14 protein-coding genes are annotated in these 20,645 nt (G+C 66.9%); 4 read left to right on the plus strand and 10 right to left on the minus strand.

Annotation, left to right across the window (positions count from 1 at the left end):
* Positions 1-63: 63 nt before the first annotated feature.
* Complete coding sequence (locus FM111_RS04065) at positions 64-717, plus strand: glycine zipper 2TM domain-containing protein (RefSeq protein ID WP_087139448.1); 654 nt, start codon at positions 64-66, stop codon at positions 715-717.
* 73 nt (positions 718-790) lie between these two features.
* Here the strand turns inward: FM111_RS04065 and FM111_RS04070 are convergent, their stop codons facing one another.
* From FM111_RS04070 to FM111_RS04100, 7 genes are all read right to left on the minus strand, one after another.
* Positions 791-1,516 carry a TlyA family RNA methyltransferase gene (locus FM111_RS04070; RefSeq protein WP_087139449.1) on the minus strand — a complete coding sequence of 242 codons (726 nt, stop codon included), beginning with the start codon at positions 1,514-1,516 and terminating at the stop codon, positions 791-793.
* A gap of 148 nt (positions 1,517-1,664) precedes the next feature.
* The gene (locus FM111_RS04075; RefSeq protein WP_087139496.1) at positions 1,665-4,418 is read right to left on the minus strand and encodes a valine--tRNA ligase; all 2,754 of its coding nucleotides are present in this window, start codon (positions 4,416-4,418) and stop codon (positions 1,665-1,667) included.
* 137 nt (positions 4,419-4,555) lie between these two features.
* Positions 4,556-8,023 carry a class I SAM-dependent DNA methyltransferase gene (locus FM111_RS04080; protein WP_087139450.1) on the minus strand — a complete coding sequence of 1,156 codons (3,468 nt, stop codon included), beginning with the start codon at positions 8,021-8,023 and terminating at the stop codon, positions 4,556-4,558.
* A 95-nt stretch (positions 8,024-8,118) separates the two neighbouring features.
* Positions 8,119-9,705 carry a phytoene desaturase family protein gene (locus FM111_RS04085; RefSeq protein WP_087139451.1) on the minus strand — a complete coding sequence of 529 codons (1,587 nt, stop codon included), beginning with the start codon at positions 9,703-9,705 and terminating at the stop codon, positions 8,119-8,121.
* A gap of 36 nt (positions 9,706-9,741) precedes the next feature.
* Positions 9,742-10,959 (minus strand): imidazolonepropionase, encoded by a 1,218-nt coding sequence (gene hutI / locus FM111_RS04090; RefSeq protein ID WP_087139452.1) that lies wholly within the window; start codon positions 10,957-10,959, stop codon positions 9,742-9,744.
* A gap of 439 nt (positions 10,960-11,398) precedes the next feature.
* Positions 11,399-12,289 carry an agmatinase family protein gene (locus FM111_RS04095; RefSeq protein WP_256968084.1) on the minus strand — a complete coding sequence of 297 codons (891 nt, stop codon included), beginning with the start codon at positions 12,287-12,289 and terminating at the stop codon, positions 11,399-11,401.
* Between the two features lie 5 nt (positions 12,290-12,294).
* Entirely contained in the window at positions 12,295-12,996 is a 702-nt protein-coding gene (locus FM111_RS04100; protein WP_087139454.1) for a UTRA domain-containing protein, read from the minus strand.
* 89 nt (positions 12,997-13,085) lie between these two features.
* On the opposite strand from FM111_RS04100, the gene hutU reads away from it, so the two are divergent.
* Genes hutU through FM111_RS04115 form a run of 3 tightly spaced genes read left to right on the plus strand, consistent with a single transcriptional unit; the run spans position 13,086 to position 16,844 of the window.
* Entirely contained in the window at positions 13,086-14,750 is a 1,665-nt protein-coding gene (hutU, locus tag FM111_RS04105) for a urocanate hydratase (protein ID WP_087139497.1), read from the plus strand.
* Positions 14,751-14,754: 4 nt separating this feature from the next.
* On the plus strand, positions 14,755-16,287 hold the full coding sequence (gene hutH, locus FM111_RS04110; RefSeq protein WP_087139455.1) for a histidine ammonia-lyase: 1,533 nt from the start codon (positions 14,755-14,757) through the stop codon (positions 16,285-16,287).
* A 56-nt stretch (positions 16,288-16,343) separates the two neighbouring features.
* Entirely contained in the window at positions 16,344-16,844 is a 501-nt protein-coding gene (locus FM111_RS04115) for a hypothetical protein (RefSeq protein ID WP_256968085.1), read from the plus strand.
* A gap of 34 nt (positions 16,845-16,878) precedes the next feature.
* On the opposite strand, the gene FM111_RS04120 is transcribed toward FM111_RS04115, so the two are convergent.
* From FM111_RS04120 to FM111_RS04130, 3 genes are read right to left on the minus strand one after another with little or no spacing between them, the layout of a single operon-like run.
* Positions 16,879-17,640 (minus strand): peptidase, encoded by a 762-nt coding sequence (locus FM111_RS04120; protein ID WP_087139457.1) that lies wholly within the window; start codon positions 17,638-17,640, stop codon positions 16,879-16,881.
* Positions 17,641-17,690: 50 nt separating this feature from the next.
* Positions 17,691-18,743, minus strand: coding sequence for a type 2 isopentenyl-diphosphate Delta-isomerase (gene fni / locus FM111_RS04125; RefSeq protein WP_306299137.1), 1,053 nt, complete (start codon positions 18,741-18,743; stop codon positions 17,691-17,693).
* Positions 18,740-20,554, minus strand: a complete 1,815-nt coding sequence (locus FM111_RS04130; protein WP_087139459.1) for a PPC domain-containing protein — start codon at positions 20,552-20,554, stop codon at positions 18,740-18,742. Before FM111_RS04130 ends, fni begins: the two co-directional genes overlap by 4 nt.
* Positions 20,555-20,645: the final 91 nt, after the last annotated feature.

Below are 20,645 nucleotides of genomic sequence, written 5' to 3' on the forward strand. Positions count from 1 at the left end.
CAATGGTTGCAACAGACGGCGACCTGATCCGTTCAGGTGCGGCATCCGGCGAAGGAAAAAACGATGATCGCTCTCATCTCGAAAAAAGCCTCGGCCGCCGCCATCGCCGCCCTGGCCTGCGCCTCGGCTGTCGCCCTGCCCGGCGTCGCCTCAGCCCAAAGCTACGGCTATGACTATCCGCCCGCCTATGGTTACGGCAACAGCGGTTACAGCCAGGGAACCTACTATGATCCCTGCGCGCGTGATCAGCGTCAGCGCGCCACGACCGGCGGCCTGCTGGGCGCCGCCATCGGCGCCGTCGCCGGCTCGCAACTGGCCGCGCGCGGCCGCCGCACCGAGGGCAGCGCTCTGGGCGGCGTCCTGGGCGCCGCGATCGGCGCCGGCGTGGGCAACAGCTCGGCCGCCTGCGACAGCCGTTATCGCCGCGACGCCAACTACGGTTATCAGGGAACCTACGTCCCGCCGGCCTATGGTTACGACAACCGCGGTTATGACGACGGCCGCCGCTACGACGATCGCCGCGACGGCTACGACTATTACCGTGACTATCCGCAAGCCATTGATCCGGGCTTCAGCCCCCAGACCAACAGCTACCAAGGCTATGGCGACGAATGCCGCCTGGCCGAGAGCAACATCCGTCTTCCCGACGGTCGCATGGAGACGCGCTACGTCCGCTCCTGCCGCGACCAATCGGGCCGCTATCGCGTCGTCGATTAAGTTTCAGCCCCCCTGTCAATCGACGATGTGAAGAGGGCCGCCGGACATCCGGCGGCCCTCAAATCGTTTGGGGTCAGGCTTTCTGCGCCCAGAGCAGAAACTCGACGTTGCCGTCGCCGCCCGTGATCGGGCTGTCGGCGACCTCGCGCACGATCCAGCCAGTCGCTTCCAGCCAGTCGCGCACCTTGGCTACGGCGGCGGCGTGCGCCTCCGGGTCCTTGACTACGCCCTTCTTGCCGACCGCCTTGGGGCCGTCCGCCTCGAACTGAGGCTTGACCAGGGTGATCAGATCAGCCCCCGGTGCGGCCAGATCGAGCGCCGTCGGCAGCACCTTCGACAGGCTGATGAAGCTGACGTCGCAAACGACCAGGGACGGCGCTTCGGTGATGACAGCAGGCGTCAGGTCGCGGGCGTCGGTCTTTTCCAGGTTCAACACGCGCGGATCGGCGGCGACTTTCGGATGCAGTTGCCCCGTGCCGACGTCCACGGCGAAGACGCGCGCAGCCCCGCGATCCAGACAGACCTCGGTGAAGCCGCCCGTAGAAGCGCCGACGTCCAGCACGACCCGCCCCTCGGCCGCGACCGGCCACAGGTCCAGCGCCCGTTCCAGCTTCAAGGCGCCGCGCCCCACCCAACGATGGGCGGCCTCGGCCTCAATGACGGCGTCCTCAGCGACCTTTTCCGAAGGCTTGGCGACCGTGCGGCCATCCGCCTTCACCAGCCCCGCCTCGATGGCTGCGCGGGCGCGGGCGCGGGTGTCGAAAACGCCCCGCGCGACGAGAAGCAAGTCGATCCTCACGCCCTTCTCCCCTCGGGGGAGAAGGTGTCGGGCGAAGCCTGACGGATGAGGGGGCTGTGTCCGCAATCTCGGCGGTGGAGGATGAGGAAGACGTCCCCCTCATCCGTCTCGCTGTGCGAGCCACCTTCTCCCCCGAGGGGAGAAGGGATCACAGGGCTTCCAGCCGCTTGAGGGCGGCTTGCAGCTTGGCCTTGCCCTCTTCGGCCTCGGCCAACTTGGCGCGCTGTTCGTCAACCACCTCGGCGGCGGCGCGGGCGACGAAGTTGGGGTTGCCCAGCTTCTTGTTCACATGGCCGATATCACTGTCGAAGGCGGCGATTTCCTTCTCAAGGCGAGCGCGCTCGGCGGCCAGGTCGATGATCCCGGCCAGCGACAGCGCGACTGTCGCCCCGCCCGAGACGAAGGTCACGGCCCCGGCCGGCGCGGCCTCGGCCACGGCGACCTCGGATACACGGCCCAGCGTCAGGATCAGGTCGCGGTGGCGCGCAATGCGCTCAACCGAAGCGGCGTCCGGAGCGACGAAGGCCAGCGGCGGCTTGGCTGACGGCGGCACGTTCATCTCGGCGCGCAGGGCGCGGATTTCACCGATCAGGTCGACCAGCCAGCCGATCTCGGCCTCTGCGTCTGCGTCCACAAAGGCGTCCGGCAGCACCGGCCAGGTTTCCCCCATCAGCAGACCGTCGCGGCCAGAAACACGGGCAGCGCCTTCCTTGCCCAGCTCGGCCCACAGCTCCTCGGTGATGTAGGGCATGACCGGGTGCAGCAGCTTCAGCGTCTGGTCGATGGTCCAGGCCGTCATGGCGCGGGTTTCAGCCTTGGCCGCTTCATCGGCGCCGTTGAACACCGGCTTGGCCAGTTCCAGATACCAGTCGCAGAAGACGTTCCAGATGAAGCGGTACAGGGCGCCCGCCGCATCGTCGAAACGACCGCCTTCGATGGCGTCCGACACCTGGCGTTCGGCCTTGGTCAGTTCGCCGCGGATCCAGCGGTTGATCGTCTGCTGCACGCCACCGGGATCGAAGCCCTCGACGCGACGCGCCTCGTTCATCTGGCTGAAGCGGGCGGCGTTCCACAGCTTGGTGCCAAAATTGCGATATCCTTCAATGCGCTGCTTCGATAACTTGATGTCGCGCGTACCTGACAGGATGGCCATGGTGAAGCGCAGCGGATCGGCGCCCAGCTCGTCGATGATGCCCAGAGGGTCGATGACGTTGCCCTTGGACTTCGACATCTTCTGACCCTTCTCGTCGCGGACCAGGCCATTGATGATGACGCGCTTGAACGGGACTTCGCCGTCCATGAAGTGCATCCCCATCATCATCATCCGGGCGACCCAGAAGAAGATGATGTCCGCCGCCGTAACCAGATCGCTGGTCGGATAGAAGCGCTCCAGATCCTCGGTCTTCTCGGGCCAGCCCATGGTCGAGAAGGGCCACAGGGCGGAACTGAACCAGGTGTCAAGAACGTCCTCGTCCTGGGTCAGCATGACCTCGGAATCATAGTCCGACAGCGCCTGTTCGCGAGCGTCCTCTTCCGTCTCGGCGACATAAATCTCGCCGTTGGGGCCGTACCAGGCGGGGATGCGGTGACCCCACCACAGCTGACGCGAAATGCACCACGGCTCGATGTTGCGGAGCCACTCGAAATAGATCTTCTCATAGCTCTTCGGCTCGAAGACGGTGGCGCCGTCCTCAACCGCTTTCAGGGCGGGCTGGGCCATGACCTTGGCATCAACATACCACTGATCCGTCAGCCACGGCTCGATGACGACGCCCGAGCGGTCGCCGTGCGGGACGACATGCTTGGTCTTCTCGATCTCGCGCAGCCAGCCCTCTTCTTCGGCGCGCGTGACGATGGCCTTGCGCGCAGCGAAGCGGTCCATGCCCTCGTATTCGGAGGGCACGTCGGGTGTGTCGGCGGCGGTGATGCGGCCGAAAGCGTCCATGATGTTCAGCGCTTCAAGTCCAGCCCGCTTTCCGACCCCGAAGTCATTGAAATCGTGTGCAGGCGTGATCTTCACCGCGCCCGACCCCTTGGTCGGATCTGCATAGTCGTCGGCGACGATGGGGATGCGACGGCCGGTGATCGGCAGGGTCACGAACTTGCCGACCAGACCCTTGTAGCGTTCGTCCTCCGGGTGAACGGCCACGCCGGTGTCGCCCAGCATGGTCTCAGGCCGGGTCGTGGCGACGACGATGAAGCCGCGCGTCTCGAACTCAGTCGCCTTGCCGTCTTCATCGAAGGCGACCGGGTGCGGATAGGTCACGCCGTCGGCCAGCGGATAGGCGAAGTGCCAATAGGCGCCGTCGACCTCCTTCTGCTCGACCTCAAGGTCCGAGATGGCGGTCTGGAAGTGCGGATCCCAGTTCACCAGTCGCTTGTCGCGATAGATCAGGCCGTCCTTGTGCAGTTGGACGAAGACCTTGCGGACAGCGGCGTTCAGCCCCTCGTCCAGGGTGAAGCGTTCGCGCGACCAGTCGCACGACGAGCCCAGACGGCGCAGTTGGCGCACGATGGTCCCGCCGGATTCGGCCTTCCACTCCCACACCTTCTCGATGAAGGCGTCACGGCCCAGGTCGCGACGGCCGATATTGCCCTCGGCCGCCAGCTTGCGCTCGACCACCATCTGGGTGGCGATGCCCGCGTGGTCGGTGCCCGGCAGCCACAGGACAGCCTTGCCCTTCATGCGGTGATAGCGGGCCAGGATGTCCTGAAGCGTGTTGTTCAGGGCGTGGCCGATGTGCAGGCTGCCCGTTACGTTCGGCGGCGGAATGACGATCGAATAGGCGTCGGCGGCGCCGTCAGTCGGCTTGGCTGCGCGCGGAGCGAACAGGCCGCTGTCCTCCCACTGGGCGTAGATGCGCGGCTCGGCGGCCTTGGGTTCGAACGTCTTCTCAAGCATGGTCATCTCGTTTCCCCGAGGCGTCGCGCGAATACGCCGCCGATCGGGGCTGGAATTCTTCGGTAAAGCAAAGGGCGGTCCCGCCGGAACCGCCCTTATGTGACTTAATGATCGCCGCGTCCCACGGCTAGGTCAAATCAGTGGCGGCGAGGCGAGAACCAGCCCTCATCCGTGCGCTGGACCGATCCCGCCACCGCCAGAACCGCCAGGGTCTGCTCGATCCGGTCCGTCTTGCGGCGACCGATCCGGCCATCAAAGCGACGCGCGAGCTCCAGCGGTTGCAGCGGCCGCCCCTCGCGACGCAGCTCTTCCAGCAACACGCCCGCCAGGATCGCTGGCGCATCGGGCAACGGCGCACGCGCGTTCACCTTATCGAGCGGCGCCTCAATCTGCACGGCGCGGGCCGACGATCTGATGCGTCCCGCCTGATAGCTCGGCCGCAGAAAGTGGATATCTCCCCTCTCCTCCTGCGCCCGCCGCGCGCGGTTCAGTTCCAGCAAGGCGCCGAGCGTCGCTTGATCCGTCATGCCGTCGCGCCAGCCGTAGGCCGACGTCACCTGCTGATCCAAGCGTTGATGGAGATGGTGCAGCAAGCCGACCTGACCGCGATCATAAAGGTCGCGCTCGGCCCCGGTCAGTTCTACGCCTTCCTGAAGGCGACGCCGGACATTGTAGAGCCCGGTCATCGTCAGATCTTCGTGCTGGGCCAAAACCTGACGCCGACACGCATCGATCTCCTCGGCCAGGGCGCCGATCTCCGCGCCTGCGCCTCCATTGAGATCGGGAAAGGGAAAGCCGTCGAAGCAGACCTTCTTGTTGTAGACAGGCCGATCCTCCAGCCGCCCGCCGCGCGCCAGGGCCCACAGCCCATGCACGTGCGACGACAACACGCCCAGGATGCGCGGATCGTCCGAGGCGACGGCGATCAGGGTGTTGTCCGGCAGGATGTCCGCGTCCAGAAAGCGGAACCATCGATGCTTGGCCGTCTCCACAGTGACGATATAGCGGGACAGCCCCTCCAGCGCCGGGCGGAACTCGCTGCGCGGTTCGCCGAACACCCACCAGTTGTCGCGATAGGCGGCGCGATTGTTGCGGTCGCGTTCGGGCTTCACCGCCTCCAACAGATGCTGGAAGACGGCGGGGTGGCTACGACGCACCTCTTCCTCGGTCCAGCCGAACAGATCGATCACATTCACGCCGCGCGGGCGTGACGCCAGATCGCGCCCGTTGCGATAGGCGCGGATTGGGTTTTCCGCCCCATCGCTGGACGCCGCCAGCAACTGCTCCGCCCGATCAGGCGACACCATGAAGCCCCCGCCGTGCAACTTCACGCCCGGCGAGCACAGCAGCGCATTGGCCTTCAACGGCTGAGCCTCGCTGACCGACGCTCCAATGGTCAGATCCGGCCCGATGTCGCCGCGCTGTTCGCGAAGCACGATGTCCGGCGTTTCGCCGTCGTCCATCCGCTCATCGACCACCGTCAGCAAGCGGCCCTGCCCATTCGGTTCGCCGCGCTCGGCCACGGTCATGGCGATGCGGACGTCGGCGCGGTCGGCGCCCTTGATCCACGGATGGTCAGGGATGGCGAAGGTCAGACGCATCGGCGGCGCGCCGCTCAGGTGATGCTCCAGCACGCGCCGGGAAAAGGTTTGGGTGATCGAGTTGGTGGTGATGAAGCCGAACCGTCTCAGCGCGCTGTTCTTCGCCGTCAGGATCTCGGCCGCGCGGTCCCACCAGGCCGTGACCAGATCAGCCGAGCGGAACCGCCCCTGCCGCACCCGCCACAGGGCGTCGACATAGCCGTCGCCCAGTTCACCGCGCACGTCCTTGCCCCCAATGAAGGGCGGATTGCCGATGATGAAGTGCGCCGTCGGCCAGGCCGTCGGGCGTGGATCGATGTAGCGGGCGATCTCACGCTCCTCGCGAACCACCGCCGCCGTAAGGCCATCGCCCCGGCTCAGCACCCGCGTGTGGGTCAGCGGCCGCCCCTGTTCATCGCGCACCAGTTCTTCGCGCGTCCACGTCAGCAGCGCGTCCGTATGCTGGATGCGGTTGAAGTTTCGCAGGATCGGTTCGGTCGGCTTGGCGTCGCCGGCGTTCCTGAAATGCCATTGCAGATAGCCGATCCACATCACCATCTCCGCGATCCAGGCGGCGTGAACGTTCTTTTCCAATCCCCAGAACTGTTCAGGGCTGACAGTGTGTCCCTCCAGGCCGAGCGCCGTCTGGGCGTCGCCCAGATCGGTCAGGGCGGTCAGGACCTCGCTCTCGAGATCCTTCATCATGTCCATGGCCACATAGAGGAAGTTACCGGTGCCGCAGGCGGGGTCCAGCACCCGCGTCGCACAAAGCTCGCGATGGAAGTCGCGCATGGCGCGGCGCGCCCGCACGACGTCGCCGCTGGCGTAGTGACCGACCGCCAAGCCTGCTACCGCTTCCCACTCAGCGCGCAAAGGCTCCATGATCGTCGCCTCGACCAGCCGCCGCACATAGGCCTTGGGCGTGTAGTGAGCGCCGAGCTCTCCCCGTTCCGTCGGGTCCAGCGCCTGCTCCAGCAAGGCGCCGAAGATCGCCGGCTCGACCGAAGCCCAGTCGCGCTGGGCGGCCGCGATCAGGGCCTCAAGCTCGACCTCCGTCACTGGCACGGCGGCCTCTTCCTTGAACAGGCCGCCATTGAAACGGCGCAGGTCCTGACGAACGGCCGAGCAATGACCGCCGCTGTTCATGCGACGAAAGAAGTCCGCCGCGCTGATATGAAAGCGATCCGCCATCCCGCGATAACTTTCCAGCAGGCGCAGGAAACCTCTGTCGTCGATCAGTTCGACGCTGTCGGCGAACATGGCGAAGATGCACTGCATGACAAACAGCGAGCTGCGCTTGTCCCACGCCGCCCGCGCCACGACATCGACGCGGCCGCCGGGATCGGTCGGCGCCCGCTTGCGGATGGAGCGCACCAGCCAGGCCAGTCGCTCGGCGATGTCGCTGGTCACGGCCGCCACATGGCTCGCCGGGTCCAAGCTCATAGGCTCATCCCAGACCCGGCGCAGGCGATCCCGCACCGCTGGATCACGCAGATCGTCCATGGAGATGCGGCAGCGCGCCAGGTCGGGGAACGGCACATAACCCTTCCCCTGTCGGTCAAAGTCGGCCCACAGGTGAATAGAGCGCCCGACGTCCACGACAACAATGAAGGGCGGCCATTCATCCAGCGCCTTGGCGTAGGTCTCGGCCTGACGCTTGGCGTCCAGCATCAGCCGCTCGATTGCGCCAGCATCGCCTTGCGGCGGTTTGCGCCCGCGCCCGTTGAACAGGGCCAGATGCCGCTGCGGATCCAGTTCGCCGCCGGGCGCCCGCTTCTGCGACTGCTTGGCCTCCAGCACGAAGGCGCCGCGCCGGTAGCAGTCGATAAATCCCCGGTGCGCGCCGCCATCATGAAAGCGGAACTCCACCCGCCGCTCGAAGCAGTAGCCGCGATCGCCGACCGTCTCCTGATCCGGCGCGGTCACGCCGATCAGGGCGCACAGCTGGCTGATGAAGGTCTGATAGTGCGAACGCTCGCTGATCGTCGCACCGCTCCAGCGCGTGATGAACGCCTCAACATCCATGGATTGTTCTCCCGCCCCTGAGAGAACAATATTAGGTTGAATTTTTGCACAAACACAACCTTACATTATCGCGTACAACCTGCACACGATAAGCCTCAGCGGCTGCCGAAATCCTTCAGCACAGCCCGCGCCGCATTGTGTCCTGGCGCGCCCGTCACCCCCCCGCCCGGATGGGCGCCAGATCCGCACAGATAAAGACCGGGAACCGGCATCCTGTGGTCGGCGTGGCCCAGCACGGGCCGGGCGCTGAACAACTGATCCAGCGTCAGCCGCCCGTGGAAGATGTCGCCGCCGATCAGGCCGAAGCGGCGCTCCAGATCGCGCGGCCCCAGCGCCAGCCGCCCGACCACCGAGGCCTTGAACCCCGGCGCATGGACCTCGACCGTCTCGATCATCAGATCAGCCACTTTGTCGCGGTGCTCGTCCGCCAGATCGGGCGAGACGTGCTGGCAGAACAGGCTGGCGACGTGCCGCCCCGCCGAGGCCAGACTGTCGTCCAGGGTCGAGGGGATCAGCATCTCGACGATCGGCTTGGACGACCAGCCGTTCAGCCGCGCCTCAGCATGAGCGCGGTCCATATAGGCCAGCGACGGCGCGATGATGATGCCCGCCGTCAGGTGATCGCCCGCCCCCGGCAGGGCGGTGAAGCGCGGCAGCTCCGACAGGGCCACGTTCATGCGGAAGGTGCCCGAGCCCGAGGCGTAACGGCTCATCCGTTCGGTGAAGTCCGCCGGGACAACGGCCGGATCGACCAGCCGGTCGAACAGCAGACGCGGGTGCAGATTGGACACGACGGCGCGGGCGCGGACCATATCGCCCGCCTCGGTCACGGCCCCGACCGCCCTGCCCTTTTCGGTCAGCACCTCGGCGACGGACGTATCCAACCGGATGTCGACGCCCTGCTCGGCGCAGGCAGCGGCCATGGCCTGTGTGATCGCCCCCATGCCGCCGATGGCGTGGCCCCAGGCGCCCTTCTTGCCATTCACCTCTCCGAAGACGTGGTGCAGCAGGACATAGGCCGAGCCGGGCGTATAGGGGCTGGCGTAGTTGCCGACGACGCTGTCGAACCCGAACAGGGCCTTGATCGGATCGCTCTCGAACCAGCCGTCCAGCCAGTCGCCTGCCGACTTGGCGAACAGGTCCAACAGGTCGCGCTGCGCCGCCAACCCCAGGCCCGAGGCCCGCCGCCCCAGCGACGCCGCCTTCAGCATTTCCGGCAGGGCCGCCAGCCAGCCGCCTTCCACCACATTAGGCGGGGTGGTCAGGATCAGGTCGCGCAAGATGGCGGCGACCGTCTCCAGCCGCGCCTCATAGTCGGGCAGGCGTTCGGCGTCGCGCACCGAGAACTTGGCGACCTCGGCCTGGGTCCGCCCCTCGCCGGTCAGCAGGTAACGCCCGTCGTCAAAGGGCAGAAAGTTCGCCGCCCGTCGCTCGACCACCCGCAGCCCGTGGCGCGGCAGCTCCATGTCGGCGATGACGCGCGGGTTCAGCAGGCTGACAGTGTAACTGGCGGTCGAGTTGCGGAAGCCGGGATGGAATTCCTCGGTCACCGCCGCCCCGCCGACGACGCCGCGTCGCTCCAGCACCGTCACCTTCAGCCCGACCCGCGCCAGATAGAAGGCGCAGACCAATCCGTTATGCCCGCCGCCCAGGATGACGACGTCCGTTTCCGCCTGCGCCATGCGCGCTCCCTCCCGCTTGAGGGAGCGACGCTAGTCCTAGGCCGCGCGTCCCGCCAGATAGCGGCGATGCAGCAGCGGCTTGCCCAACCAATAGGCCAGCTCCGCCGGGCGGCTGATATCCCAAACAGCCAGGTCGGCGGCCTTGCCCGCCTCAAGCGTGCCGATCTCGTCCTGCAGGCCCAGCGCGCGGGCTGCGTTGCGCGTGGCGCCCACCAGCGCCTCTTCCGGCGTCAGGCGGAACTGGACGCAGGCCAGATTGATCGCCGCCGTCATCGAGGCGACCGGCGAGGTGCCGGGGTTGCAGTCCGTCGCCACCGCCATGCGCGCGCCATGCTGGCGCAGCAGGGCGATCGGCGGCGCCTGAGTCTCGCGCAGCATCAGGAAGGCGCCCGGCAGCAGCACCGCCACCACGCCCGCCTCGGCCATGGCCTTCACGCCCGCCTCGGTCGTGTGCTCGATATGGTCGGCCGACAGCGCCTGATAGCGGGCGGCCAGCGCCGCCCCGCCGCCATCCGACAGTTGGTCGGCGTGCAGCTTGACCGGCAGGCCCAATTCCTCGGCCTTGTCGAACAGGCGGCTGACCTCCTCGACCGAGAAGGCGATGGGCTCGCAATAGGCGTCCACGGCGTCGACCAGCCCCTCGGCGTGGGCGGCGGGCAGGATTTCATCCACAGCCTTGTCCACATAGACGGCGCGGTCGGCCTTATGCTCCGGCGGGACGGCGTGCAGGCCCAGGTAGGAAGTGCGCACCCGCACCCCGGCCTCGCGCCCGATGCGGCGAGCGACGCGCAGCATCTTCAGCTCGCTATCGTGATCCAGACCATAGCCGGACTTGATCTCGACGGTGGTGACGCCGGTGGCCTTCAGCCCCTCCAGCCGCGCCAGGGCCGAGACGTAGAGCTGATCCTCGCTCTCTTCTCGCGTGGCGCGCACGGACGAGACGATGCCGCCTCCGGCGCGGGCGATCTCTTCATAGGTCGCGCCTTCCAGCCGCCGCTCGAACTCGCCCGAACGGTCGCCGCCGAAGACCAGATGGGTGTGACAGTCGACCAGCCCCGGCGTGACCCAGCGCCCGCCCAGACTGTCGGTTTCCACAGCTTTGTGCACAGGCAGGTCCGCACGCGGCCCGACCCAGGCGATGCGCCCGTCCTTGATCAGGATGGCGGCGTCCTCGATCGCGCCATAGGGCGCTCCACCCTCGGTCATGACGGCGACGTGGCAGTCAGTGATGAGACGGTCGTAAGTCAGTGTCATTCGTCAGTTTCCAGCCTTCCAGCGGCCTGTCTCAAAGCTTCTACCATCTGTGGATCAACGACCTCGGCCGGGGCCAAATGGCTGATCACGTACCAACGCCCCCAACGCCAAGGCTCCAAAGGCATGTCGCTAACTCTAATGCGGCGAGTAAAAGCGATCACAACACCCTCCGCAGGCGCCTCACCACAATTGGTACTGACACTGGTCATGCTTTTCCCAGGCGGAGTACTTCCATGAAGGGCAACCATGGGGCGGAGCTGGCTCCGGGCCTCCGTTACAGGTTTGGCTCTTGCTAGGAAAACGGCGTCTGCGTCCCTCCACAAACCCTGCTGAAAGTCCAGACTCTCGGCGTAGGTCGGAGCAAAGTACGTGCAGGACCAAGCGGGAGCAGCGCCTACACATCCTAGCAGGAAAACAAAGGTCGACGCCCAACGTCCTGTCATCGCGCGGCTACTCCAGCCAGAATTTCACAGAACCAGCGGCCCGCCGTCAGGGAGCCGAGATCGCCGATTTCCAGCGACGGGTCGTATTCGGTCAGGTCGACGGCGCGGACCTTGGCGTGCGCGCCGATGGCGCGGGCGGCGTCGAAGAAGTCGTGGACCAAAACCCCTCCCGGCCGCGCGCCGGGGCTGGCGGGCCACTGACTGCGGTCGATGACGTCGATGTCGAAGTCGACGTAGATGACCTCGCACAGGGACGACAGGCGCTCCAACTCCTCGACCACGATATTGGCCAGACCACGCTGGCGGCACTCGCGGGCGGTGCGGACGCTGATGCCGGCGGCCTCGGCCTTTTCATGGGCGCGGCGGGTGTTGGCGAAGGGCGCGAGGCCGACCTGGCTGATACGGCGGCCGTCCATGCCGTCATCCAGCAGGGCCTGGATCGGATTGCCGTTGGTCAGGCCCTGATCCGTGTCGCGCAGGTCGAAATGGGCGTCCAGGGTCAGCACGCCGACGCGCTCGAGCCCCAGAGCGTGAACGCCCGGCCGGGTGATGGCGTTGTTGCCGCCGACCAGAATGGTCAGGTCGCGGCGCGCTTGAGCCGCCACCGCGTCGCGCACGGGCTCAAAGGCGTCAAACGGCGAAACGGCCTTCAGCGTCACATCGCCAGCGTCGTGGACCTTGATCTCAAGCTCCAGACCCGTCTCGACGTCATAGGTCGACAAGCGCGGCAAGACGCCGCGCAGCGTCTTCGGCCCCAGGTCACAACGGCCCGGCGTCAGCGACCGCTCGTTCAGCGGCGCGCCGATCAGAGCGACGGGAGCGTCGGGGTGATTGCCCACCAGATCGCCGACAGAACGCCACCCCAGGGCTTCAGACGGTTGGCTCATCAGGGTCATCCTTTGGTCGGGGAAAAGCGCGCGACCAGATCATAGGCCGCGCCGGGGAAAATCTGTGAGGCCCAGGTCACGCCGTGGCCGTCGCGCCAAGTGCGGCGCTCCAGCCGCAGGCAGGGCGCGCCGTCAGCCAGGCCCAGGCCCGCCGCCGTCTCGCGGTCGGCGCCGACGGCAGAAATGCGATGCTCGGCCTCGGTCCAGGGCATGTGGGCCAATAGCCAGCCGCCCGGCGGCTGCGTCGTAAAGTCGGCGGCCTCCGCCTCGGGCGCTGCGGACAGGGAGATCAGACGGCGCTCGAAAACGAACGGCAAACCGTCGGCCAGGTGCAGGGTCTGCAGTTCGATCACCCGCTCGCCCAGCCCGTCTTCCTCGCCGCTCGCCGGGCGGACGATGCGGCCCAGCAGGCGATGGGAATAGGCCAGGCCCCGGCTCTCGATCTCGCCTTGAATATCGGGGATGGAAACCAGGGCCGAGGAATGCAGCGGCGGATGAGCCACCACCGTGCCGGCGCGACGCCGCCGCACCACCAGCCCGCGCGACGCCAGATCAGACATGGCGCGCGACACGGTCATGCGGGCGCAGCCGTATTCCGCCGTCAATTCAGCCTCGGTCGGGATGCGGAAACCCGGCCGCCACTCGCCTGAGGCGATGCGGCGCTCGATGTCGCCCGCGATGCGGCGATGAAGCGGCTCCTGATCCATGAAACGAAAATGCCTCTTGCACGCAATAATGTCTAGACATAACAGTGCGACCAACGCACGACGGCGGCTGACGCCGCATGGAGGATTCGATGGCCACGCCCAACACCCGTATCATCCGCAGCCCGCGCGGGCCGGAAAAGACCGCAAAGACCTGGGCGGCCGAAGCCGCCATGCGGATGCTGATGAACAACCTTGACCCCGAGGTGGCCGAGCGTCCCGAAGACCTGGTCGTCTATGGCGGCATCGGCAAAGCGGCCCGCAACTGGCAGGCCTTCGACACCATCGTCGACCAGTTGCAGAAGCTGGAAGCCGACGAGACGCTGATGGTCCAGTCGGGCAAGCCGGTCGGCGTCTTCCGCACCCATGCCGACGCGCCGCGCGTGCTGATCGCCAACTCCAACCTGGTGCCCAAGTGGGCGACCTGGGAGCACTTCAACGAACTCGATAAGAAGGGTCTGGCCATGTACGGCCAGATGACCGCCGGGTCGTGGATCTACATCGGTACCCAGGGCATCGTTCAGGGCACCTATGAAACCTTCATGGAAGCGGGTCGCCAGCACTATGGCGGCGACTGGTCGGGCAGGTGGATTCTGACGGCGGGCCTGGGCGGCATGGGCGGCGCCCAGCCGCTGGCCGCGACCATGGCCGGCGCCTCGTGCATCACCATCGAGTGCCAGCGTAGCCGCATCGAGTTCCGCCTGCGCACCCGCTACGTCGACGTCATGGCCGAAACGCTGGACGAAGCCCTGGCCCTGCTGGAGCAGTCGTTCAAGGACAAGAAAGCCTTGTCGATCGGCCTGTTGGGCAATGCGGCTGATCTTCTGCCTGAAATGGTCAAGCGCGGCGTTCGCCCCGATCTGGTGACCGATCAGACCAGCGCCCACGACCCGGTCAACGGCTATTTGCCCTCGGGCTGGACCGTCGCCGAGTGGGAAGAGAAGCGCGTCAGCGACCCGGCCGCCGTCGAGACCGCCGCCCGCGCGTCGATGGCGACCCACGTCAAGGCCATGCTGGACTTCCAGAAGATGGGCGTCCCCACGACCGACTACGGCAACAACATCCGTCAGGTCGCCTTTGACGAAGGCGTCGAGAACGCCTTCGACTTCCCCGGCTTTGTGCCCGCCTACATCCGCCCGCTGTTCTGCCGTGGGATCGGCCCGTTCCGCTGGGCCGCGCTGTCGGGTGATCCCGAGGACATCCGCAAGACGGATGAGGCGATGAAGAAGCTGTTCCCCGACAACGCCGGCCTGCACCGCTGGCTGGACATGGCGGGCGAGCGCATCGCCTTCCAGGGCCTGCCGGCGCGCATCTGCTGGATCGGTCTAGGCGACCGCCACCGCGCGGGTCTGATGTTCAACGAGATGGTCGCTTCGGGCGAGCTGAGCGCCCCCATCGTCATCGGCCGCGACCATCTGGACTCAGGCTCCGTCGCCAGCCCGAACCGCGAGACCGAGGCCATGATGGACGGCTCGGACGCCGTGTCCGACTGGCCCCTGCTGAACGCCCTGCTGAACACCGCATCGGGCGCGTCGTGGGTGTCGCTGCACCACGGCGGCGGGGTCGGCATGGGCTATAGCCAGCACTCGGGCGTCGTCATCGTCGCCGACGGCACCGAAGAAGCCGCCAAGCGTCTGGAGCGCGTTCTGTGGAACGACCCGGCCACCGGCGTCATGCGCCACGCCGACGCCGGATACGACATCGCCAAGGACGCCGCGCGCGAACATGGCCTGAACCTGCCCTCGCTGGACCTGTAAGCCTATGACCACCACCATTGAAATCGGCGCTGCGCCGCTCACCCTCGCCCAGCTTCGCTCGGTCCTCAACGGCCCGGTCACGGTCAGCCTGACCGACGCCGCCTGGGCCAATGTCGAGAAGGGCGCGGCTGTCGTCGCCGCCATCCTGGACGAAGGCCGCACCGTCTATGGCATCAACACGGGCTTCGGCCTGCTGGCCAACACCAGCATCGCGGCGGAAGACCTTGAAACCCTTCAGAAGAACCTAGTGCTCAGCCACGCCTGCGGCGTCGGCGAGCCGCTGAGCGCGGACACCACCCGCCTGCTGATGGTGCTGAAGATCGCCAGCCTGTCGAAGGGCGCCTCGGGCGTGCGTCGTCACACGCTGGAGACCCTGATCGGCATGGTCAACGCCGAGGTCCTGCCGCTGATCCCGGCCAAGGGCTCGGTCGGCGCTTCAGGCGATCTGGCGCCGCTGGCCCATATGTCGTGCGTCCTGATCGGCGTCAGCGAAGCCCGCTATCAGGGCCAGGTGCTGGACGCCGTGTCGGCTCTGGCCAAGGCCGGGTTGAAGCCCGTCGTCCTAGGCCCGAAGGAAGGCCTGGCCCTGCTGAATGGCACCCAGTGCTCGACGGCCCTGGCGCTGACCGGCCTGTTCGCGGCCGAAGACGTCTTCGCCGCCGCCATCGCCGCGGGCGGCCTGTCGGTCGACGCCCTGCTTGGCTCGGACGCGCCGTTCGATCCCCGCATCCACGCCCTGCGCGGCCAGCCGGGCCAGATCGACGTGGCCCGGCGCCTGCGCGAGTTGCTGAGCGGCAGCGCCATCCGCGAGAGCCATCGTCACGATTGCGCCAAGGTGCAGGACCCCTACTCGCTGCGCTGCCAGCCGCAGGTCATGGGCGCGACGCTGGACGTGCTGCGCAACGCGGCCGCCATGCTGGAGCGTGAAGCCAACGCCGTGACCGACAATCCGCTGGTCTTCATCGAGGATGGCGACGTCATCTCGGGCGGCAACTTTCACGCAGAACCTGTTGCATATGCAGCCGATCAGATCGCCATGGCCCTGTGCGAGATCGGCAATATCAGCGAGCGTCGCACCTCCATCCTGGTCGACCCCAAGATGACCGACCTGCCCGCCTTCCTGGTCAAGGACAGCGGCGTGAACTCGGGCTTCATGATCGCCCAGGTGACGGCTGCGGCCCTGGTGGCCGAGAACCGCATGGTCGCCCATCCTTGCGTCATCGACACCGTACCGACCAGCGCCAACCAGGAAGACCACGTGTCGATGGCCACCCACGGCGCACGTCGCCTGCTGGACATGGCCGCCAACACGGCGACCGTGGTCGGCATTGAACTGCTGGCAGCAGCGCAGGGAATCGAGTTCCGCCGTCCGCTGACCTCGTCGCCGGAACTGGAGCAGACCTACGCCATCGTGCGCGAGGCCTGCGGCGCCTATACGGAAGACCGCTATTTCGCGCCGGACATCGCTCGTGCGACGGAAGGCGTGCGCGCAGGCCGTTACCGGGCCTTTGCCGGCGATCTGTTGCCTTCGGCTTGAACCGGACGGCGGTTGAGCGCTTTCGTAATAGGCACGAACGCAGGATGCCGCCGACCATGAACAAAAGCGCCATCATTCTGGCATCCGCCGCCCTGGTCCTGACCGGACTAGGCGCGGCGGGCTGGGCCGCCTGGAATTCGACCTCGGCGGCGCATGGCGGGCGGGCATCAGGCTCAGCCGTCGCCATCGACGTCGTGCCGCCCGTCGAACCCGATCTGCCCGTCGGCTCCATCATGGCTGTTGGGGAGCTGCGGGGCGGATACGAACACGATCCCGAACGGCTTGCTGCCCTGCCCGGCGACGACGAACCCTATGTCGAGAGCGCCTGGCTGGAGCTGATGCCCGACCTGCCTACGCCGCCGACGCATGACGCGCCTCCGACCATTATCCGACCCACAGCGCCTCCGCCCGCTCCGCAATTGAAGCAGGACGACTACGGTTTCGGTTTCGATACGCCTCAGCCCGACTACGCGGCTGAGCGTGAAGCTCGCCAGTCCGCGCTCAAAGACCCGCCGGCGCCTGACACGCGGGCCGCATCAGACAGCGTCTTCTATTGAAAAAGGCCCCGGCGAAACCGGGGCCTTTTCCTTGTCAGCGCATCGTCGTGACGGAGACGGTGTAATCGCCTTCCTGCGCCGAGCTGAGGCTGTTGGCGCGGAAGGAATAGGAGCCGGGGCGCAGGTCCTGAGTGACCATGGCGCTCGTGCCGCCGCCGCTGTCGTCGTCGGAGGCCAGGCTGTCGCCGTCGCATTGCGGCCCTTCGTGCAGCGAGAGGTAGGCGTCGAACTGCGCCGAATCCATGCGGACCGAGACATTGCCCCCGCGGCTGACGTTCAGGACGTAGCAGTCGTAGAAGGAGCCGTCGTCGGCCTGACGGTCGCTGAACTCCAGTCGGCCCTGGCGGCTTTCACCGACCGAGATCGGCACGATCTGGGTGGTCGGGCGCAGGCGCTGGCCTTCCGAGACGCTGAGGCGGAAGGAGCCGGTCTGGCCCTCGCTCAGCGTGTTCGCGCGGATGATCCAGTTCCCGCCGTTGGAAACGAAGCGCAGTTGCGAGTCGGTCCCCATGTCCGGACCGTCGTCGTTCGTCACCGAGGTCTCGTCGCAATCCGTGCCCGCGCCCGCCATCAGGAAGGTGTCGAAATCCGACGACTGCATGGTCACCGTATAGGCCTGGCCCGATTGGGTCTGCACCACGTAGCAACGGTAGTGCGACCCGTCGTCCATACGGGCGTCCTTGCTGCTGAAGTTGCCGGTCACGGTCTGCCCAGGCCGGATGGAGCTCTGGGCCGCGGCGGCGCCGGCCAGAAGCAGGGAGGACGCGAGAACCGACGTCATCAACAGGGCGCGCATGGGAATCTCCTTGGGTGCGACGCAAAAATCGTAGGGCGAAAATGCCCAGCTTATTTGACAGGAAGCAACGAAACTCGTTTCAAAGCCGCTAAATTTGAAGCGTTTACGCAAAAACATACGGTTCGCAGTTGCCGAATGGCGAGCTGGAACCGTTCGATGACCGCCTCGGTCGAGACGGTCGCCGCCTGGATGACGCCCGAGGCCATGCCGACGACATCGGCGCCCAGGCGAATCGCCTTGGCCGCATCTACGCCATCACGCACGCCGCCCGATCCGATCAGCAGGGCGTCGGGCAAGGCGTTGCGTGTCTCAGCCAGGGCGCGCGCGGTCGGAATGCCCCAGTCAGCGAAGGCCAGGGCATGCGCCTTGTCCGCCGCATCAGTCGCGCGCTCGCCCTCGATCAGACCCCAGTTGGCGCCGCCAGCTCCGGCGACATCGACCCCCGCCGCGCCCATGGCGATCAAGCGCTGGGCCGTCACGGCCGAAATCCCCGCTCCCGTCTCCTTGACGATGACCGGCGCGTCCAGATCGCGGATCAGGGCCTGAAGCGCCGCCCCTACGCCCCACCAGTCCCGATCGCCTTCCGGCTGACAGGCCTCCTGCAGCGGGTTCAGGTGAACGACCAGGGCGTCGGCGCCGATCATGTCCAGCGCCCGGCGCGCCTCGTCCCGACCGAAGCCGCGCGTCAGCTGGGCCGCGCCGATGTTGGCCAGGATGGGCGTATCCGGCGCCTTCAGCCGCAGCGAGAAGTCCAGCCCGCCCGCCGCGCCGCCTTCCAGCGCCGCCCGCTGCGAGCCGACCGCCAGGGCGATGCCCAGGTACTGCGCCGCCTCGGCCAGGCGGGCGTTGATCGCCCCGGCGCGCGCCGGGCCGCCGGTCATGGCGCTGATCAGGAAAGGCGCCTTCAGCCGCCGCCCCAGGAAGTCGACGCCCAGATCGATGCGTGCATGATCAAGGTCCGGCAGGGCCTCGTGCACGAAGCGCCAGTCGTCAAAGCCCGCAGACAGGGCATGACGCCCGCCGCCGGCCAGCACCACGTCTAGGTGCTGGTCTTTCCGGCCCAGGATCAGGGCCGAGGCGGCGGCGTCGTCAGGTTCGCTCAGGGCTGCCGCTCCGTGATCAGCACATAGTCGCCGGTCGAGTTGGAGCCGAAGCTACGCGCGCGCAGCACATAGGAACCATCGCGCGGCGCCGTCCAGTTCAGACGGGCATGGGTGTCGGACAGGCTGTCATCGTCCTCTTCCAGCTTGAAGTAGTCGCCGTCCTTCTCCTCGCCGACCTCGACCACGGCGTCGAAGCTGCTGGCGATCAGGGTGAAGCGCAGCTTCTCATCCGCCTTGGCCTTGAAGTGATAGGCGTCGTAGTAGACGCCGTCATCGGTGAGGCTGGCCCGCTCACTCAGCCGCCCGCGCACGGTCGAGCCGATCAGCAGGCTGCCGGGCGAAGGTTCGTCGCCCAGATCCTGGAGCTCCAGCGCATACAGGCCCTTGGCGTCGCGCGACCACGAGCGCGCGCGCAGCACATATTCGCCCGTTTCCGGCAGAGTGAAGATCAGACGCGCGTCCGTTCCCTGGCCCAGACCGTCGTCGTCGCTGGCGATCTCGTTGAATTCCTCTTCGTTTTCGCTCAGCTGCAGATAGGCGTCGAAGTCGCCGGACCGCATGACGGCCTGGATGCGCTGCCCTTCGGTCCCGCTGAAGACGAAGGCGTCATACAGGCGACCGTCATCATCGGTGGCGTCGCTGTTTTTCAGTTCGCCCTCGACCGTCTGCCCGAAGGCGATGGCGGACGGCGGCGGCGGCGGGGCGATCTCCTCGATCTTCAGCGTGTAAGGCCCCTCGCCGCTGGAGAAGGCCCTCGCCTCGATCAGATAATCACCGTCCTCGGCCAGGGTGTGGGTCAGGCGTGCATTCAGATCGCCGGCGCTGTCGTCGTCGGTCGCCAGGCTGTTGTGGTTGGCGTCGAACAGTTCGAGGTAGGTGTCGAAACCGTCCGCCTCCATGGTGATCGCCACGCGCTGTCCGGCGCGGCCGCTGAAGCGATACAGGTCGGCCGGAGCGCCGGAATCGCTGGTCGCGCTGTCCGAGTTCAGGCGGCCCCGCGTCTCCTCGCCGACCGTCACCGACGTCGCCGTCGGCGCGGGCGGCCCCTGCTCCAGCGACAGGCGATAGTCGCCTTCGGCCGAGCCGTTATAGGAGGTGGCGCGGATCAGATATTCCCCCGCCTGCGGCGCCGTGAACACCAGGCGCGCGTTCAGGCTGGAGCCGCCGTCGTCGTTCTCGGCCATCTGCACGAAGGCGCCGTTCACGATGCGGCCGACACGCAGGAAGCTGTCGAAGTCGTCGGACTCCAGATCGATCTTCACCCGCTCGCCCGCCGACGCGCGGAAGGCGTAGGCGTCATAACGCTTGCCGTCGTCATCCTCGGCGCTGCTGGAGCCCAGGCTGCCCGTCTCATCGCGACCGATGGCGATGCGGCCCGGCCGCGGCATCCGCGGCGCGGCGCGCTCCTTCAGCGACAGCTGATAGTCGCCGGTCTCCATGCCCGAGAAGGTGCGGGCGCGCACGATGTAGACCCCGGCCTCGGGCGCCGTGAACCGCAGACGCGCGTTCAGATCGCCCGCGCTGTCGTCATCGCTGGCCAGCGATTGCCGCAGGGAGCCTTCGGCGTAGACTTCCAGATAGGTGTCGAAATCGTCCGACGTCATCTCGGCTTCCAGCCGCTGACCGGCGCGCAGGTTCACGCGATAGTCGTCATAGCGATAGCCGTCGCTCCCGCGCGTGCGGGCGTCGCCGTCTTCCAGCCGACCGCGGATGTCATCCCCCAGCCGGGCGTCGGTCGCCGATTGGGCCCAGGCGGCGCCGGTGGACAGAAGAGCGACAGCACTGACCGCCGCGAACAGGGAATAACGCATAAAAACCTCTTTGCTGGCGTCATCATAGACGCCGAACCGCAGCGCCTGTAAATCGCGGCAACGCTTTCCAGTTCCCGGCAGATGGAGCCAA

It is taken from the genome of Brevundimonas diminuta 3F5N (genome assembly GCF_900163625.1).
In the GTDB taxonomy this organism is placed as follows: domain Bacteria; phylum Pseudomonadota; class Alphaproteobacteria; order Caulobacterales; family Caulobacteraceae; genus Brevundimonas; species Brevundimonas diminuta_A.

Bases quoted from the DNA above. Each gene is read 5' to 3' on its own strand.
- FM111_RS04065 (WP_087139448.1), top strand. From the start codon at position 64: ATGATCGCTCTCATCTCGAAAAAAGCCTCGGCCGCCGCCATCGCCGCC.
- FM111_RS04075 (WP_087139496.1), bottom strand. From the start codon at position 4,418: ATGCTTGAGAAGACGTTCGAACCCAAGGCCGCCGAGCCGCGCATCTAC.
- FM111_RS04080 (WP_087139450.1), bottom strand. From the start codon at position 8,023: ATGGATGTTGAGGCGTTCATCACGCGCTGGAGCGGTGCGACGATCAGC.
- FM111_RS04085 (WP_087139451.1), bottom strand. From the start codon at position 9,705: ATGGCGCAGGCGGAAACGGACGTCGTCATCCTGGGCGGCGGGCATAAC.
- hutI (WP_087139452.1), bottom strand. From the start codon at position 10,959: ATGACACTGACTTACGACCGTCTCATCACTGACTGCCACGTCGCCGTC.
- FM111_RS04095 (WP_256968084.1), bottom strand. From the start codon at position 12,289: ATGAGCCAACCGTCTGAAGCCCTGGGGTGGCGTTCTGTCGGCGATCTG.
- FM111_RS04100 (WP_087139454.1), bottom strand. From the start codon at position 12,996: ATGGATCAGGAGCCGCTTCATCGCCGCATCGCGGGCGACATCGAGCGC.
- hutU (WP_087139497.1), top strand. From the start codon at position 13,086: ATGGCCACGCCCAACACCCGTATCATCCGCAGCCCGCGCGGGCCGGAA.
- hutH (WP_087139455.1), top strand. From the start codon at position 14,755: ATGACCACCACCATTGAAATCGGCGCTGCGCCGCTCACCCTCGCCCAG.
- FM111_RS04115 (WP_256968085.1), top strand. From the start codon at position 16,344: ATGAACAAAAGCGCCATCATTCTGGCATCCGCCGCCCTGGTCCTGACC.
- FM111_RS04120 (WP_087139457.1), bottom strand. From the start codon at position 17,640: ATGCGCGCCCTGTTGATGACGTCGGTTCTCGCGTCCTCCCTGCTTCTG.
- FM111_RS04130 (WP_087139459.1), bottom strand. From the start codon at position 20,554: ATGCGTTATTCCCTGTTCGCGGCGGTCAGTGCTGTCGCTCTTCTGTCC.